Origin of the sequence: Allobosea rubneri (assembly GCF_032464875.1) — a bacterium.
Lineage (GTDB): Bacteria > Pseudomonadota > Alphaproteobacteria > Rhizobiales > Beijerinckiaceae > Allobosea > Allobosea rubneri.
In genome coordinates this window covers 18,127-34,538 of record NZ_JAWDID010000015.1, presented here as the reverse complement: position 1 = coordinate 34,538, position 16,412 = coordinate 18,127, and the positions used below count along the sequence as shown (strand labels likewise).

At 67.2% G+C, this 16,412-nt stretch carries 11 protein-coding genes; 4 read left to right on the top strand and 7 right to left on the bottom strand.

The annotated features are described in order from the left end of the window. The first annotated feature begins 7 nt into the window (after positions 1-7). Positions 8-1,621: a gamma-glutamyltransferase gene (ggt, locus tag RKE40_RS12020; RefSeq protein ID WP_316018480.1), complete on the top strand. Its 1,614-nt coding sequence runs from the start codon at positions 8-10 to the stop codon at positions 1,619-1,621. Between the two features lie 109 nt (positions 1,622-1,730). Here the strand turns inward: ggt and RKE40_RS12015 are convergent, their stop codons facing one another. From RKE40_RS12015 to RKE40_RS11985, 7 genes are read right to left on the bottom strand one after another with little or no spacing between them, the layout of a single operon-like run. Further along, complete coding sequence (locus RKE40_RS12015) at positions 1,731-3,014, bottom strand: glycosyltransferase family protein (protein WP_316018479.1); 1,284 nt, start codon at positions 3,012-3,014, stop codon at positions 1,731-1,733. Beyond that, the gene (locus tag RKE40_RS12010; protein ID WP_316018478.1) at positions 2,989-3,885 is read right to left on the bottom strand and encodes a polysaccharide deacetylase family protein; all 897 of its coding nucleotides are present in this window, start codon (positions 3,883-3,885) and stop codon (positions 2,989-2,991) included. The genes RKE40_RS12015 and RKE40_RS12010 overlap by 26 nt, the downstream gene beginning before the upstream one ends. Continuing rightward, positions 3,882-5,030: a glycosyltransferase family 4 protein gene (locus RKE40_RS12005; protein ID WP_316018477.1), complete on the bottom strand. Its 1,149-nt coding sequence runs from the start codon at positions 5,028-5,030 to the stop codon at positions 3,882-3,884. Before RKE40_RS12005 ends, RKE40_RS12010 begins: the two co-directional genes overlap by 4 nt. Before the next feature lie 28 nt (positions 5,031-5,058). Further along, positions 5,059-6,240 (bottom strand): ABC transporter permease, encoded by a 1,182-nt coding sequence (locus RKE40_RS12000; protein WP_316018476.1) that lies wholly within the window; start codon positions 6,238-6,240, stop codon positions 5,059-5,061. Beyond that, positions 6,237-7,235: an ABC transporter permease gene (locus RKE40_RS11995; RefSeq protein ID WP_316018550.1), complete on the bottom strand. Its 999-nt coding sequence runs from the start codon at positions 7,233-7,235 to the stop codon at positions 6,237-6,239. Before RKE40_RS11995 ends, RKE40_RS12000 begins: the two co-directional genes overlap by 4 nt. A 16-nt stretch (positions 7,236-7,251) precedes the next feature. Then, positions 7,252-9,180: an ABC transporter substrate-binding protein gene (locus tag RKE40_RS11990; RefSeq protein WP_316018475.1), complete on the bottom strand. Its 1,929-nt coding sequence runs from the start codon at positions 9,178-9,180 to the stop codon at positions 7,252-7,254. Then, positions 9,180-11,063, bottom strand: a complete 1,884-nt coding sequence (locus tag RKE40_RS11985) for an ABC transporter ATP-binding protein (RefSeq protein WP_316018474.1) — start codon at positions 11,061-11,063, stop codon at positions 9,180-9,182. The genes RKE40_RS11990 and RKE40_RS11985 overlap by 1 nt, the downstream gene beginning before the upstream one ends. Positions 11,064-11,429: 366 nt before the next feature. On the opposite strand from RKE40_RS11985, the gene RKE40_RS11980 reads away from it, so the two are divergent. Genes RKE40_RS11980 through RKE40_RS11970 form a run of 3 tightly spaced genes read left to right on the top strand, consistent with a single transcriptional unit; the run spans position 11,430 to position 16,409 of the window. Continuing rightward, positions 11,430-14,159 carry an ABC transporter transmembrane domain-containing protein gene (locus RKE40_RS11980; RefSeq protein ID WP_316018473.1) on the top strand — a complete coding sequence of 910 codons (2,730 nt, stop codon included), beginning with the start codon at positions 11,430-11,432 and terminating at the stop codon, positions 14,157-14,159. After that, a complete protein-coding gene (locus RKE40_RS11975; protein WP_316018472.1) occupies positions 14,156-14,605 on the top strand; it encodes a Crp/Fnr family transcriptional regulator in 450 nt (149 codons plus the stop codon). The genes RKE40_RS11980 and RKE40_RS11975 overlap by 4 nt, the downstream gene beginning before the upstream one ends. A gap of 16 nt (positions 14,606-14,621) precedes the next feature. After that, positions 14,622-16,409 carry an adenylate/guanylate cyclase domain-containing protein gene (locus RKE40_RS11970; protein ID WP_316018471.1) on the top strand — a complete coding sequence of 596 codons (1,788 nt, stop codon included), beginning with the start codon at positions 14,622-14,624 and terminating at the stop codon, positions 16,407-16,409. The last annotated feature ends 3 nt before the right edge of the window (positions 16,410-16,412 follow it).

Genomic DNA, 16,412 nt, shown 5'->3' with positions numbered 1-16,412 from the left:
CTTCGCCATGAAGAACGGAATGATCGTCGCCCCGCAGCCGGAAGCCGTCGAAGCCGGCGCGGCCGTGCTGGAGCGCGGCGGCAATGCGATCGACGCGGCGATTGCCTGCGCCTTCATGCAGGGTGTGGTCGATCCGCTGATGTCGGGAATTGGCGGCTTCGGCTCGATGCAGCTCTACATGCCCGGCAAGGGCGTCCATGAGATTGTCGAGTTCTATGCCCGCGCCTCTTACTCCGCGAAGCCGGATATGTGGCAGGACAAGCTGCGCGGCCAGTCGCGTGACGGCTTCGCTTTCCTGCTCGAAGGCGGCATCAACGAGTTCGGCCATCTCGCCGTCTGCACGCCCGGCAGCATCAAGGGCTATGACTATGTGCTGTCGCGCTTCGGCACGATGGACTGGGCGGATGTCATGGCGCCGGCGATCAGGCAGGCGCGCGAGGGCGTGCTGGTGCGCCCGCACATGCACTGGTTCTGGACGCAGGATCAGAGCGGCTCCGGCCAGGTCAACACCTCGGACAAGCTGCGCTACAGCGAGACCGGCAAGCGCCTTTATTTCCGCCCGGATGGCAGCGCGAAGCGCCCCGGCGACATCATCGTCAACACCGACATGGCCAACACGCTGGAGCGGCTCGCCAAGGGCGGCGCCGACCTGTTCTACCATGGCGAGCTCGCCGAGGAGATCGCCGCCGACTTCGCGGCACATAGCGGATTGATCTCGCGCGAGGACCTCGCCCGCTACGAGCTCTCAGTCGCCGAGCCGATCTGGGGCTCCTATCGCGGCCACCGCATCTCGACCTCGCCGCCGCCGGCGAGCGGTATGTCGATGCTGCAGATCCTCAACATGCTCGAGCCCTTCGACATCGGCTCGCTAACGCATGGCGGCACCGAGCATGTCCGCCTGCTGGCGGAGGCGATGAAGCGCATGACCATCGACAAGGACCAGTTCATGGGCGACCCGGCCTATGTCGAGATTCCGGTCGAGCGCCTGATCTCGAAGGAGCATGCGGCCGAGCAGGCTGAGAGCATCCGCCGCGGCGAGCGCGCCGACGTCAAGCGGCTGGAGCGCTCGTCATCGCGCGAGACCACCCATGTCACCGTGGTCGACCGGCACGGCAATGCGGTGGCACTGACCCATACGCTCGGCAGCCCGTCGGGCGCGATCACCGACGGGCTCGGCTTCATCTACAACGGCACGATGAGCCGCTTCGATCCGCGCCCCGGCCGCGCCGGCTCGATAGCGCCCGGCAAGCGCCGCTCGTCCTCGGCCGCGCCGACCATCGTCTTCAAGGGCGACAAACCCTTCATCGTCATGGGCGCGCCCGGCGGCAGCTATATCGCCCCGGCCATGGCGCAAGGCATCAGCAACGTCATCGACTTCGAGATGTCGATGCTGGAGGCGGTGGCGGCGCCCCGCGTGATGGGCGTCTCGAATTCCATCGACATCAGCAACCGCATCCGCCGCAGCGTCGAAGCCGAGCTCAAGGCGCAGGGCTATGACGTCAAGCGCTCGGCCCAGAGCTATCCCTTCGCCGCGCTCCACGGCGTCAAGATCGAGAACGGGTTCGCGACCGGCGGTGCCGACCCGCAGCGCGACGGCATGGCGATCTCGGTGCCGGCGTAAGCCGGCCGAAGCTGGATCGTTCTCCTGGCGGCTCGAAGCGTTGGGGATAGCCCAGAGCTGCTGCTGCCGTGTCAGCCAGATGGCGCGGATCGTGGCCGCGCTCACCTGCTCAGCCGGCGGCCATCGCGTTCTGCGTCAGGGCACGCCGGCGGACAGGGCTCGAAAGCTCGTCGGCGAGCGCCCGGCTGATCGCCGGCAAGCCTTCGAGCAGGTCCGGTAGATAGGCCTGGGATGGTGGCAGGCGCTTCGGCAGCGCGTGCAGGGCCTTGGCCATCTGCATCGGGTCGCGCGGACCGTCGCCGTTCTGCATGGGGTCGTGCAGCACGTCGATCAGGCGCAGGCTATCGGCGCGCTCGGCGCGGATCGCCTGTTCCCGCCGCGGCTTGACCCGCGGCACGATCAGCGCCGGCTTGTCGAAGGAGAGAATCTCGCAAAACGTATTGTAGCCGCCCATGGCGACGACGCAGTGCGCGCGGTTCATCAGCAATTCGAGACGTGGCTCGAAGCCGATGCTCTCCAGCTTCGGCAGGCGGCCGATGCGGTCGGTGAACTCCTTGCGCTTCTCGCGCGACATGAACGGGCCGAAGACGATCAGCGCCGGCAGTTCGATCGTCGGATCGGCCTCATAGGCGGAAATCACCCAGTCGATGACGCCGGCGCCATCGCCGCCGCCGCCCGGTGTCACCAGAATGAACGGCCCTTTGGTGATGCGCGGATGCCGGTTCGGCGGCATGGGCGAGGGTACGGCCCGCTTGAGGTAGCCGGTATAACGCACCTTGTCGGCGAAAAGGTGCTGGTTCGGCAGGCCGAGCAGCGGGTTGTAGACGCTCTCCAGCCCGTAGACGAAGATGTCGTCATAGACATGGGCGAGGGCGTCGACCGCGCCGCTCAGGCGCCATTCCTCGTTCAGCTTGCAGGGCTCGTCGAGCACGTCGCGCAGGCCGAGGACGATGCGCGCGCCGCGCCGGCGCAGGATCTCCAGCGAGGGCGCGAGCTCGCCACGCAGGCCGAGCGGCTCCTTGTCGACGATCACCACATCGGGGTCGAAGGAGAGCACGACCTGCTTGATGATCTCGGTGCGCAGACGGATCGTGTCGCCGAGGTCGAGATTGAGGTGATGCGGGAAGTAGCGGCCATCGCTCTGCTTCTCGATGCCGGGAATGCGGACATAGTCGACGCCGTCGCCGAACTGGAAGCTCGAGATCACCGACGAGCCGGAGACGATGATCACCGATATATGAGGGTAGCTCGCGACCAGCGAATTGGCGATCGCGCGGCAGCGGCGGATATGGCCGAGTCCGAAGGTGTCGTGGCTGTAGATCAGAACGCGCGGCGCATGGGGACCGGCGGGCGGGCGACGCGTCCCGCTATCGTCGATGAGGCTGAGGGACATCCCGCGTCGCGTCCTCTGCTGGAGGGTCAGACGGCCTCCTGGGGACGGAGAACGCACCGATACTGCCGGCGACCATAGCGCTGCCGGAGGCGTGCTCCAAGTCCACCGGCAGCGCAAAAAGCACCGGCGGCCGCACAAATTCGATAGCGGCATGGCCGCCGATCCGGACCAGCAGATTCTCGAGAAAGGCCCAGGTCGTCGCGTCATGGTCGCGATGGTGAAGCAGCAGGCCGAATTGGGCCCCACCCTCGGTCTGCGTGCGGCGTTGGACGAGCAGAGCGAGCATTTCGGCGAGCAGGTCCTCGGCGCTGCGGCCGACGCGGCCGCCATGCCAGTCGATCAGGTCGACGTCGCTGTTGACCAGCACAGGGCCGCTCGGCCCGCCAAGGCTGAACTTGCGGAAGCAGGACAGGCCGGCGAGCCCGATTTCGGGCAGGGCAGCAGCGATGCCGGGATCGATCCGGTTCCAGGGCGGCACGAAGACCGGCAGGGCGCGGGCGCCGAACAGCTCGCGCAGACGCTGCCAGCCCTGCGCGATGTCTGAGAGTACGAGCTTCGCTGGCCGGTGGCCGCCGACCTCGGCCTTCTTCTGAGGCGCCGGCGCATGGTTGTCGTGCCGGATGCCGTGCTGGCAGGGGAAGAGCAGCGGCGCGTTTTCGAGCCGCCGGGCCAGTGCTTCCTCGGCGAGGAGCGGGATGGTCGCCAGCAGCACTGGCGCGCCGAAGCGTTCGGCGAGCGCGGCGAGCCGGTCGAGCTGGACACTCGGGGCGACGGCATCGTCGTCGCGCAGCCAGAATGCGATGCGTCGGCCGGCGAGTGCCCAGGCGTCGAGCTCGGCGAGAAGGTCGGGCCAATCCGCGCGCGTGCTCATCGGCTTGCTCCGCAATGGCGGGAGCGGTGACGCTGCAGCGCGGTCTCCAGGGCGGCGCCAAGTATGGCGCAGGCCGCCTCGCCATTGCGCTCCTGCCGGGCGAAAATCTTGGCGGCGGCGCCGAGGCGTTCGCGCAAGACGGGCTGTTCGATCAGGGTCGCGATCGTATCGGCCAGGACGGCTTCGTCATGATCCGCGGCGAGAAGGCCGGTCCGGCCGGGCTCGACCACCGCCGGCACGCCGCCGCTATGGAGCGCCGCGACTGGCAGGCCGGCGGCCTGGGCCTCCAGATAGACCAGGCCATAGGCCTCATTGAGCCCGGGCCAGACGAAGAGATCATGCTCGGCGAGCTCGGCCCTCGTCTCGGCATTGCCGATCCGGCCGAGCCAGCGCAGGCGCTCCGGCGAAAAGCCGGCAAAGGCGGCCTCGACGGCGGCGCGCTGGGCACCGTCGCCGATCAGGGTCAGCGTCCAGGGCTTGTCGAAGATCCCTGCGAGGGTGCGGGCCAGGGCGAAATAGCTGTTCTCCTTGGTCCCCTTGCGCATCATCGCGACGACGATGAGACGAACCGGCTCGTCCGCTGCCCGCGCGACGCCGCTCCGGACCGGCCTCTCGCCATCGGCGAGCAGGAAGGGCGGCAGGTCGATGAGCGGGACGTCCTCCGGGAGCAGCTTGGCGAGGCCCTCGCGATCGCGCGCCGTCATGCACAGCTGCAGATCGGCTAGCAGGATCGCGTCACGGGCCAGTGCCGCCGCCGTCGCCCAGGGGCCCTCGAAGCGCTTGGGGGCGTCGCTGGCTTCGGCGAGGAGATAGGGCAGGGCGAAGCGCTCGACCAGTGCGGGGCCGATCAGGTCCGGGGCGCGATAGTGGCAATGATAGGTGAAGAACAGGTCGGGCCGGGTGGCCGGATCCTGCCAGCTTCGCGCAAGCCGCTCGATGACCTCCCGCGCCGCCACCTGATGGGCGGCGAGCTCGGCCTCGTTAGGCTCGCGCATGAAGCTGCGCTCGGCCGGCACGATCTCGACGCGATGGCCGAGGCGCTCCAGCAGCGCGACGAGCTGCCGGGCCATGCGCCGGTCGCCGGAGAGGGCACCGTCGCCGTACCGGTTGAGCGGCGTGTGGAAGGCGATCTTCAAGGCAGGCATTTGAAGGCAGTCCGGCCGAGGCACGCGCTCAGCGATAGGGATCGGCCGCGTCGCGCAGGCCGTCGCCGAGGAAATTGAAGGCGAGGATGATCAGGATCACCGGCACGCATGGAAAGAGCAGCCAGGGATAGAGGGCCACAACGTTGATGTTCTGGGCTTCGTTGAGCAGCACGCCCCAGCTGGTGATAGGCGGCCTGAGGCCGAGGCCGAGGAAGGAGAGCGCGGTCTCGCCGAGAATGGTCTTCGGCACGGTGATCGTCGCGGCGGCGATCAGATGGCTCATGAAACCGGGCACGAGGTGCAGGCCGATGATGCGGGCAGGCTTGGCGCCCATCAGCTGGGCGGCGACGACGTAGTCCTCCTCGCGCAGCGAGAGCAGCTTTGAGCGCACGGCGCGCGCCAGCCCGGTCCAGTCCATCAGGCCGAGGATCAGGGTGATGCCGAAATAGACCAGGAGCGGACTCCAGGAGGCCGGCATGATCGCGCTCAGCGCCAGCCAGAGCGGGATATGCGGCAGCGACTGCACGATCTCGATCAGGCGCTGGACGAAGAGATCGACCTTGCCGCCGTAATAGCCGGCAATGCCGCCGATGATGACGCCGAGCACGAAGGAGACCATGACGCCGAGGAGGCCGATGGTCAGCGAGATGCGCCCGCCATAGAGGATGCGCGAGAACATGTCGCGGCCGAGCCGGTCGGTGCCGAGCAGGAAGAGCGTGCCGCCCTCCGGCGGGCAGAACAGGTGCAGATTGCCAGGCACCAGTCCCCAGAAATAATAGCCGTCGCCGCGGCAGAAGAAGCGGATCTGCTGGGGCCGGGTGGTGTCGACGTCGTATTCGCGCTTCAGGTTCTCCATGTTGAGGCGCTGGGTATAGGGATAGACGAAGGGGCCGAGGAACGTGCCTTCGTGGAACAGGTGCACGCGCTGCGGCGGAGCCCGGATGAAGTCGGTATCGCGGGTGGTGTAGTGATAGGGCGCGAGGAACTCGCAGATCACGATCGAGGTGTACATCACGAGGATGACGACGCCGGAGATCACCGCGAGCTTGTGGCGGCGGAACTTCCACCACATCAGCTGCAATTGCGAGGCGAGATAGACGCGCTCCTGCTCCGGCGACATCTTCTCGACGGCGTAGGGCTCGAACGGCGCGGTCGACCAGCGATGCGGCAGCGTGGCGGGCTCGGAGGCGGGGGGCGGCGATGTGGTCACTTGGTCGCCGTTCCCTGCAGGCGGATGCGTGGGTCTAGGATCGCGAGCGCGATGTCGGAGATCAGCACACCGATCACCGTCAGGAAAGACAGGAACATCAGGAACGAGCCGGCGAGATACATGTCCTGGCTCTGCAGCGCCCGGATCAGCAGTGGCCCCGTGGTCTGCAGCGAGAGCACGATCGCGACGATCTCGGCGCCGGAGACGATCGAGGGCAGGATGTCGCCGATATCGGAGATGAAGAAGTTCAGCGACATGCGCAGGGGGTATTTGCGCAGCGCCTTGCCCGGCGGCAAGCCCTTGGCGCGGGCGGTGACGTAGTACTGCTTCTGGAGCTCGTCGAGCAGGTTGGCGCGGACCGAGCGGATCATCCCGGCGGTGCCGCCGGCGCCGATGATGATCACAGGTATCCAGAGATGCTCCAGCACCGATCTGAACTTGGCCCAACTCATCGGCTGGTTGAGATATTGCGGGTCGACGAGCCCGCCGATCGAGGTGCCGAACCAGACATTGGCGAAGTAGAGGAAGATCAGCGCCAGCAGGAAGTGCGGCACGGCAAGGCCGATCAGGCCGATGAAGCTGAGCCCGTAGTCGCCCCAGCTGTACTGGTGCGTCGCCGAATAGATGCCGATCGGGAAGGCGACCACCCAGGTGAAGATGATGGTGAAGAACGACACCACCATGGTCAGGAACAGGCGGTCGCCGACGATGTCGCGCACCGGCAGCTGGTATTCGAAGGAGTAGCCCATGTCGCCGCGCAGCAGGCCGGCGACCCACCAGAAGTAGCGCTCGATCGGTGGCTTGTCGAAGCCGTACTCCTTCTTCAGGAACTCGACACGGCTGAGATCGGCCTTCTCGCCCTGGGCCTGCATCTCGGCGACCATGGTCTCGAAATAGTCGCCCTCAGGCAGGTTGATCACCGTGAAGATCAGGGCGCTGGTGATCAGCAGCGTCGGGATCATCACCAGGATGCGCTTGAAGATGTAGTTCAGCAGCACGACCTCGGGCCCCTCACTTTGCTGCCGGCGCGTCGGCGAACCAGAAGGTGTCCGGCAGCGAGCGGCCGAAGAAGGCTCCGGGCTCGAAGCTGTAGAGACTCTTTTCCGGGACGTTGCGCAGGTTCCTGGAAACCACGACGGGTTGCAGCGTGGCATTGACCACGCCGATCGAGAAGAGCTGCTCGGCGTTGATCCGGAGCATCCTCTGCCAGATCACCTTGCGCTCCTCATGCGTCGCTGACTGGCGCCAGGCGATGTAGAGCTGGACCAGCTCATTGGCCGCCTGCAAATCGGGCGCCTCGCCCTCCCGCCCGCCGGATTCGTAGTACTGGCCCCAGCGCGGCCAGTTGAACTGGCTCGACGAGGTCGGCGCCAGCGCGTCCGGCTCCATCTCGGCTGCCACCAGCGCATTGTCCATGCCGGTCCAGACCGACATCACCGTCTGGCCGGCGATGATGCGGCGGCGGAAGACGTCGAGCTGCGAGGAGCGCGGGTGCATCTTCAGGCCGATGGCCCGGAAATCCTCCTTCAGCAGATCGAGGATGTCGGTCTCCTCGGTCGAGGCGCCGGCGGTCTCGATCGTGAACTCCAGGCGCCTGCCATCGGGAAACAGCCTGATGCCCTCCAGATCGCGCTTGCCGAGCCCGATCTCGTCGAGCAGGCGGTTGGCCTCGGCGACATCGTGCTTCATCCACATATCGGCGAGATCGCGATCGTGCAGCGGGCTCTCCGGCAAGGCGGTGTTGCCGCTCTCCTTGGCGAGGCCGAAGAAGATGACGCGGTTGACGTCCTTGCGGTTGATCGAGAGCGAGAGCGCGCGGCGCCAGCGCAGATCGTGATTGAGCGCGCGCCAGGCGGGATCGACGGCGTTGAAATTCGGCATCAGGGCGAAATAGGCGCCTTCGGCGCGCTTCCACAACCTGACGTCGAAGTTCATCCGCTTCGAGGCTTCCTTGAGGAAGGTGTAGTTGTCGAAGCGCAGATAGCGCGCCTGCAGGTCGCTCTCGCCGGCCGCGGTCTTGGCCGGGATCAGCGAGGCGGTGCCGATCGTCATCGTCACCGCGTCGATATAGGGCAGCTGGCGTCCGTTCTCGTCGACGCGGTGGAAGAAGGGATTGCGGGCGAAGACGAACTGCTCGGCCGGGATCGGCGTGGTGTTGCGCCAGGGGTCGAGCGTCGGCAGGTCGGGATTCTCCGGTCGGTACTGGCGGGAGAACCGCTCGTGCAGCGCGCCCCAGTCCTTGACGCGGATCTCGCGCACCTTCTGCGCCAGCGCTTCCTTGTCGGCATAGCGATGGTGGAACTGCCGCAGGTAATGGGCGGGCATCGCGATGTAGAGCGGCTGCGCTCCGGCCAGCGCCGGCAGGAAGACCGGGTTCGGCTTCGACCAGGAATAGCGCACGGTCAGCGGGTCGAGGACCTCGAAGGTCGCCTTCTCCTCGGCGATGACCATGGCCTGCGGCGGCCCCCCCGGCGAGAGCCGCTTGTTGTTGGCGACATCCTCCCACCAGTAGCGGAAATCCTCGGCCGTGAACGGGTGCCCGTCCGACCAGCGATGGCCGGCCCGCAGCCGCAGGGTGAAGACCCGGCCGCGCTCGACCTCGATGGCCTCGAGCAGGTCGGGCACGAGCTCGAGCTTGTCGTCGTAGACGACCAGCCGGGTGTAGCCGTAGATCGTCATCATGCGGATGTCGCGCTGGTCGCCCATCAGCACGCGCAGCGTGCCGCCGTGCCGGCCGGGCTCGCGCCCCATCGCGCCGACATCGATGACCCGCGGATTTGCCGGCAGGCGCTGTTCGATCGGCGGCAGTTTTCCGGCCGCGACCTGCGCGGCGAGGGCGGGGCTGTCGATGAAGCCCTCGGCCTGGGCGGAGCCGGCGAACGGGAGGTTCTGCGCCGCCAGCGCGGCGAGCATCAGGAGGGTTTCGCGCCGGGTGGTCATCACGCCAGCTCCCTGACGTCTGCGCCCTGGCGGGCGAGCACGAGATGGCCGGAGCCGAGATCGAGATGGGCGAGCCGCTCGCCATCGTCCTCCGGCCTGAAGCAGGCGGGCCAGTGGCGCATGTCGGAGGCGCCGCCGGGCGCCGCCAGCTTGAAGTCGAGCTTGCGGTCGAGATCGGCGAAGGGCACCGATTTCAGCAGGGCCTTGGTGTAGGGGTGCACCGGCGCGGTGAACAGGATGTGGCGCGGCGCGAGCTCGACGATGCGGCCATTGGCCATCACCGCGATGCGGTCGGCCATATAGTTCACCACGGCGAGATTGTGCGAGATGAACAGGAAGGTCAGCCCGCGCTCGGCCTGCAGGTCCTTGAGCAGGTTGAGGACCTGGGCCTGGACCGAGACGTCGAGCGCCGAGACCGGCTCATCGCAGATGATCAACTCGGGATCGAGGGCGAGCGCCCGGGCGATGCCGATGCGCTGGCGCTGCCCGCCGGAGAAGGAATGTGGGTAGCGGTTGAGGAAGCGTGCGTCGAGCCCGACATCCTCCATCAGTGCCTTGACCCGCGCCTTCTGCTCGGCGCCTTCGCCGCGGTCATGAATGGCGAGCGGCTCGCGCAGGATGTTCATCACGGTCATCCGCGGCGAGAGCGAGGAGACCGGGTCCTGGAAGATCATCTGGATCCGCGTGCGGAAGTTGCGCAGCTCCTCGCCCTTCAGGCCGAGTACGTCGATGCGCCGGCTGCCGTCGTCGAACCAGACCTCGCCCGAATCGGCGGTGACCGCGCGCATGATCAGCTTGCTGACCGTGGTCTTGCCGCAGCCGCTCTCGCCGACGAGGCCGAGGCACTCACCGCGCCTGATGTCGAAGCTGACATCGTCGACCGCCAGCACGGTCGATTTCGTGGACTTTCCGAAGAAGCGGGTCGAACCGGTGGTGTAGGTCTTGCGCAGATGGCGCACGGCCAGCAGCGGTTCTTCCTGCGCGCCGGCGCGGCGCGGCGGCTCCTGCTTCGGCGTTGCCGGCGCGCGCGGGCGCGCCTCCCGCAGCGCCACAAGCCGCTCGCCCTCCTGCATGTCGAAATGCGGCGAGGCGTTGAGCAGCGCCTTGAGATAGGGGTGCTGCGGGCGGCGGAAGATGTCCTCGGCGGTGCCGCTTTCCATGATCTCGCCATGGTAGATCACCACGACCTCGTCGGCCATGTTGGCGACGACGCCGAGATCATGGGTGATCAGCAGGATCGCCATGCCCATCTCGGCCTGCAATTCGCGCATCAGGTCGAGGACCTGGGCCTGGATGGTGACGTCGAGCGCGGTCGTCGGCTCGTCGGCGATCAGCAGGGCCGGCTCGCAGATCAGGGCCATGGCGAGCATGGCGCGCTGGCGCAGGCCGCCCGAGAGCTCGAACGGGTAGAAGCTATAGGCGCGCACCGGGTCCTTGAAGCCGACGCGCTTCAGCATCGCGGTGATCAGCTCGCGCGCCTGCGGCTTCGGCATCGGCCGGTGCAGGAGCAGGGCCTCCTCGATTTGGTTGCCGATGGTGTGGACCGGCGAGAGCGAGGACATCGGCTCCTGGAAGATCATGCCGATCCGCCCGCCGCGCAGCTCCCGGATCTCCTTGCCCTCGGACGGCAACGAGGCGATGTCGATCGGCGCGACCGGGGCCTCCGGATCGCGGAACAGAATCTCGCCGCCGGTGACGCCGCCCGCCCGCGGCAGAAGTCCCATGATCGCCTGCGAGATCACCGATTTGCCGGAGCCGGATTCGCCGACGAGAGCCACCGTCTTGCCGGCGGGAATCCGGAAGGAAACGCCCTTCACGACATCGCGAGCGAGGCCGTGGACGGTGAAGCCGATGCGCAGGTCGTTGATCTCGAGAATGTTCATGAGCGGCGAACGCCGTATCCCCTGTTTGGTTGCCGAGCCGTGTACCCGGCCATGCAGGCGCCGCAGACGCCACTCCGACGATGCAGCGCATGCGTTGCCGGCGTCCGAACCCGCCTCGTTACGCCCGCGGGACATTCTTCCGTTTCGATGACGTCCGCGCAACGTCGCTCTTGCGCAAGGTCACCGTGACCAACTGTCCCGACGCGCAGGCCGGGGCTTCCGCAGCGACCGAACTTGAAATACCGGTGCTTGTCGAGTCCCGACGCCGGGCGGGCGCGCATTGCGCGGCGGCGGGAACTGCCCACATATGGGGCCCTGCGCCGGTCCCGAATCCCGGCGCCCGAGGCCTGAGAACGGGATCGCCCCTTGGAGACAAGCCTCTTCCGTTATGTCTGGCAGAAGAGCCGCGCCGAGCAGATCATCGTCCTGCTGATCATCCTCGTCTCGATACCCTTCAACTGGGCATCGTTCGACGTCCCCAAGCGTATCGTCAACGATGCGATCCAGGGCGGAGCCTTCAGGGACGGCCGGACGAGCGTGACCGTCTTCGACTGGACGCTGCATCTGCCGGAGTTCCTGGGTGGCGGCAGCTTCCAGCTCTTCGACGGGTTCCAGGTCAGCCAGTACGGTCTGTTGCTGACGCTGAGCCTGTATTTCCTCGTGCTCGTGCTGATCAATGGCGGCTTCAAATACGCCATCAACGTGCGCAAGGGCATTCTCGGCGAACGCATGCTGCGGCGCATGCGCTACGATCTGTTTGCCCAGCTGATGCGCTTCCGGCCCGAGGACATCCGCGCGGCCAAGCCGGCCGAAGTCGCGAGCATGATCAAGGACGAGGTCGAGCCGATCGGCGCCTTCGTCGGCGACGCCTTCATCCAGCCGGCCTTCCTTTTGAGCCAGGCCCTGACCGCGCTCGTCTTCATCATGATGCAGAGCGTCTGGCTCGGTTCGATCGCGCTCTTGATCGTGCTGATGCAGGCGGTGATCATCCCGATCCTGCGCCGCGAGCAGCTGCGCCTCGGCCGCGAGCGCCAGATCGCCTCGCGCCAGCTTGCCGGGCGGATCGGCGAGATCGTCGATGCCGGCCCGACCATCCAGGGCCATGGCGCGGCTTCCTATGTCCAGTCCGATATCGCCGGCAGGCTCGGCACGCTGTTCGACATCCGCTACGCCCTCTACAAGCGCAAATTCGCGGTCAAGTTCCTGAACAACCTGCTGGCGCAGATTACGCCGTTCTTCTTCTATGCGATCGGCGGCTTCTTCGCGCTGCAAGGGCGGCTCGACATCGGCCAGCTCGTCGCCGTGATCGCGGCCTATCGGGACCTGCCGCCGCCGGTGAAGGAACTGATCGACTGGGATCAGCAGCGCAACGACGTGATGATCAAGTACGAGCAGGTGATCGCGCAGTTCAACCCGCGCGAGACGCTCGAACTCGAGGAGAAGGACGGGGTCGCCAGCCTGCCGAAGCAGGGCGAGATCGAACTCGACAAGGTCGAGATGTCCGATAATCGCGGCCAGCCGCTATTGCTGCCACTCTCCTTCGCGATCCCGCGTCCCAGCTGCGTCGCCCTGATCGGCCCGGCCGGCAGCGGGCGCGACACGCTGGCGCGCATTCTCGGCCGCCAGAGCATGGGCTATGAGGGGCGCGTGCTCATCGACGGTCACCCGCTCAGCAGTTTCAGCGTCGAGAGCGCCAGCCATCTCATCGGCTATGCCGGGCCCGACACCGAGATCATCAATGGCCGTCTGCGCGACAATGTGCTTTTGCCGCTGAAGCGCCGCCGCCCGTCGATCCCGGACCGGGCGATCGATCCGGCCGAGCATCGCCGCTTCATCGAGGCCCTGCGCGCCGGCAATACGCCGCTGCCCTTCTCTGCCGACTGGAACGACTATGAAGGCGTCGGGCTCGACGGGGCCGAGGCGCTGGAGGCCCATGTGCTCGCCGTGCTTGAAATGCTCGGCTGCTCCGAGGAAATCTACGAGCTCGGGCTCGACGCCAAGGTGAACGCGCCGCTGCCGGAGGGCGCCGCCGAGCGCATCATCGAGGCGCGCCAGGTGGTCTCGGCGGAACTCGCCAAGTCGAACCTCGGTGGGTTGATCGAGACGTTCGATCCCGAGCGCTACAACGCCAATGCGACGATCGCGGAGAACCTTGTCTTCGGCGCCGTGCGCAATGGCCGCCGCCCGGCGGAGCTCCTGCTCGACGATCCCTATGCGCGCTCGGTGCTGCAGGCGGAAGCGCTCGAGGAGCCTCTGGCGGAGATCGGCACCCGCATCGTCAACACCCTGTTCGAGATCTTCGCGGGCATGGCGCATGGCCAGACGCTGTTCGCGCGCTACGGCTTCGACGGCGACCTCGACCTCGAGAAGCTGAACGAGCTCGCCGAGGCCCTGCGCCGGCACGACATGCGCGGACCGCTCGACCCGATGACGCAGCGCGAGGTGATGGGGCTCGCGCTGCGCTATATCGAGCCGAAGCACCGGCTGAACCTGCTGGACGGAGCCTTGCAGCGTCGCATCCTGCGTGCCCGCCAGACCTTCAAGACCTATCTGCCGCCGGAGAGCAGCGAGGAGGTCGAGTTCTACGATCCCGACGATGTCATCCACGGCGCCAGCGTACGCGACAACCTGTTCTTCGGACGTCTCGGCTTCGGTGCCGACGCCGGGGAGAAAGTGGCCGAGATCGTGCGCAGCGCCCTGACGCGAGCCGGGCTCGACGCGGCCGCTTATCGGCTTGGGCTCGATACCGATGTCGGACCGCGCGGCCGCCATCTGCCGCTGCGGCTGCGGTTGATGGTGCCGCTGGCCCAGGCGCTGATCAAGCGGCCCGACATATTGGTGCTCGATCTCGACGGCTTCCTGGCGGTGAGCAACGATCCGGCCACGCTGGTCTCGCGCATCGTCGCCCATTGCCGGGAACAGACGTTGTTCGTGCTCTTGACCGACCCGCAACTGGCTGCCGATATCTCAGAGAAGGTGGTCTTTCGCGGGCCCGCCGGGCTGGTTCCCGGTGCGGACGAGGCCGAAAGCGAGGGCGACGAGGACACTGCGCTGCCGCCGGTGGATGGCGCCGAGCGGATCGAGGCGAGAACATGACGCTCGAGAGCGATATCAGCTGCCTGAAGGCGGTTCCGCTGTTTCGGAGCCTGCCGGCATCGCGTCTCAAGCTGCTGGCGCTGATGGGGGAGCGGCGGCATTTCCCGGCAGGGGCCCTGATCAGCGAAGAAGGTCAGAGGCCGCAGGAGGTCTATTGCATCCTCGACGGCGAGATCGAGATCTCGCACCCGCGGGCGAGCGGCGAGGCGCATTCGTTCCGGCTGGCGACCGGAAGCCTCCTCGGCGACGTGCCGCTGCTCTGCAACGAGCCGACGGTCGGCCGGATCACCGCCAAAACGGATGTCTCGATGCTGCGGCTGCCGCGCGAACTGTTCTTCGAGCTGCTCGACAGCATTCCCGAATTTGCGGTGGCGCTGTCGCGCGACCTCGCCTCGCGGCTGTACCGGGTCGCCGGTGCCGTCCTGCGCGGCGAGAAGACGCAGTGATCTCGCGAGGGCACAGATGAGCTCGATTCCGAATTCGGGTCCATCCCTACCGGGGGGCCGGGCCGGCGCCTCCGGCCTCGAGCAGGTCAATTCCTGGAGCCGCGACGTCCGCTTCGCCTCCGGCTGCGTCCTGATGCTGTTCGCGACCACGCATTTCCTCAATCACGCGGTCGGGATCTTCGGCATTCCTGCCATGGAGGCGATGCAGCTCTGGCGCCACGGCTTCTGGGAGAGCAAGATCGGCTCGGTGCTGCTCTATGGCGCGCTGATCGTCCATCCCGTCTTCGCCCTGCTGCGCGTGGCGCAGCGCCGGACCTTCCGGATGCCGATGCGCGAGGTTCTGCAGATCGCGCTCGGCGTTGCGATCCCGCTGCTCCTGATCGACCATATCGTCGCGACGCGGGTGCAGGGCACCCTGTTCATGCAGGACGAGAGCTATCACGCCGTGCTGCGCCGGCTCTGGCCGAATCTCGCACTGTCGCAGAGCCTGCTTCTGCTGCTGGTCTGGACGCATGGCGTGATCGGGCTGCACTTCACCTTCCGCTCCCGCGACAGCTATGCGCGCTGGCGCGACCCGTTCCTGCTCGCCGCCATTCTGGTGCCGCTGCTGGCCCTGATCGGCTTCGCAGTCGCAGGCCGAGAGGCGCGGCTCATGGCATTGCCGCCGGAGCTGAGCACGGCTCAGCAGGTCGATTCCTTCAACCTGCATGTCACCTGGGCGAAGCGCGCCTTCTTCGGCCTGGTCGGTGCGTTCGTGCTGTTCGTCGCGATCCGCGAGGTGAGGGCGCGGGCGGTCGGCGCGATCACCGTGCGCTTTGTCGGCCATGGCGTGCGCAAGGTGGTGCCCGGCTTCACCCTGCTCGAGATCTTCCGGCGTTTCGGCATCCCGCATGCGGCGCTGTGCGGCGGTCGCGCCCGCTGCGCGACCTGTCGCGTCCTGGTGCTGGACGGGGCCGCCGACCTGCCACCGCCCGGGCCGAACGAGGCGAGGCTGCTGCGCCGCATCTCGGCCGGGGAGAATGTCCGCCTTGCCTGCCAGATCCGGCCGAAGCACGATCTCCAGGTCCAGATCCTGCTGGCCGCAAGGCAGCGCGGCGCCGGGCCTTCCGGGGCGCTGGACCCGGATTCCGGCATCGCCAGGAAGGGGCTCACCGTGATGGTCGCGGATTTGCGCGCCTTCACGGCCCTGTCGGAGCGGCAGCTTCCGCGGGAGCTGCTGACATTGCTCAACCGCTTCTACGACGAGATGTCCCAGGCGATCGCCGCCCATGGCGGGCGCATCGAGGCGATCTATGGCGACGGGCTGATGGCCGTATTCGGCCTCGATGCCACGCCCGGCCGGGCCGCATCCGCGGCGATCGCCGCCGCCGGCGACATGCTGCGGGCGGTCGAGGCGCTCAACCGCGAATATGCGACCGCGCTGCCGTTGCCGCTTCGCATCGGCATCGGCATCCATGGCGGTCAGGCGATCATGGGGGCGGTCGAGAACGAGAGCATGGGGCGTCGCGAGATCACGGTCGGAGAGACGGTGATGATCGCCAGCCAGCTCGAGGCGGCGACGCGTCGGCTGCTCTCCGACATCATCGTCTCGGCCGAGACGGTGGCCGCGACCGGCCGCAGCTTCCCCGGCATCACCTCCTACAAGATCGCGATCAAGGGCCGCGACAAGCCGATGCAGGTCTATGGCTTCGGCGGCGTGCCCGAGAAGGTGGTGCCCAGCAAGCCGGAGGAGAATGCGCCGCGCCTGAAGCAGGTGGCCAAGGCTGGATCGGACAAAACCGAGGCCGACGACAACACCGGCTGACGG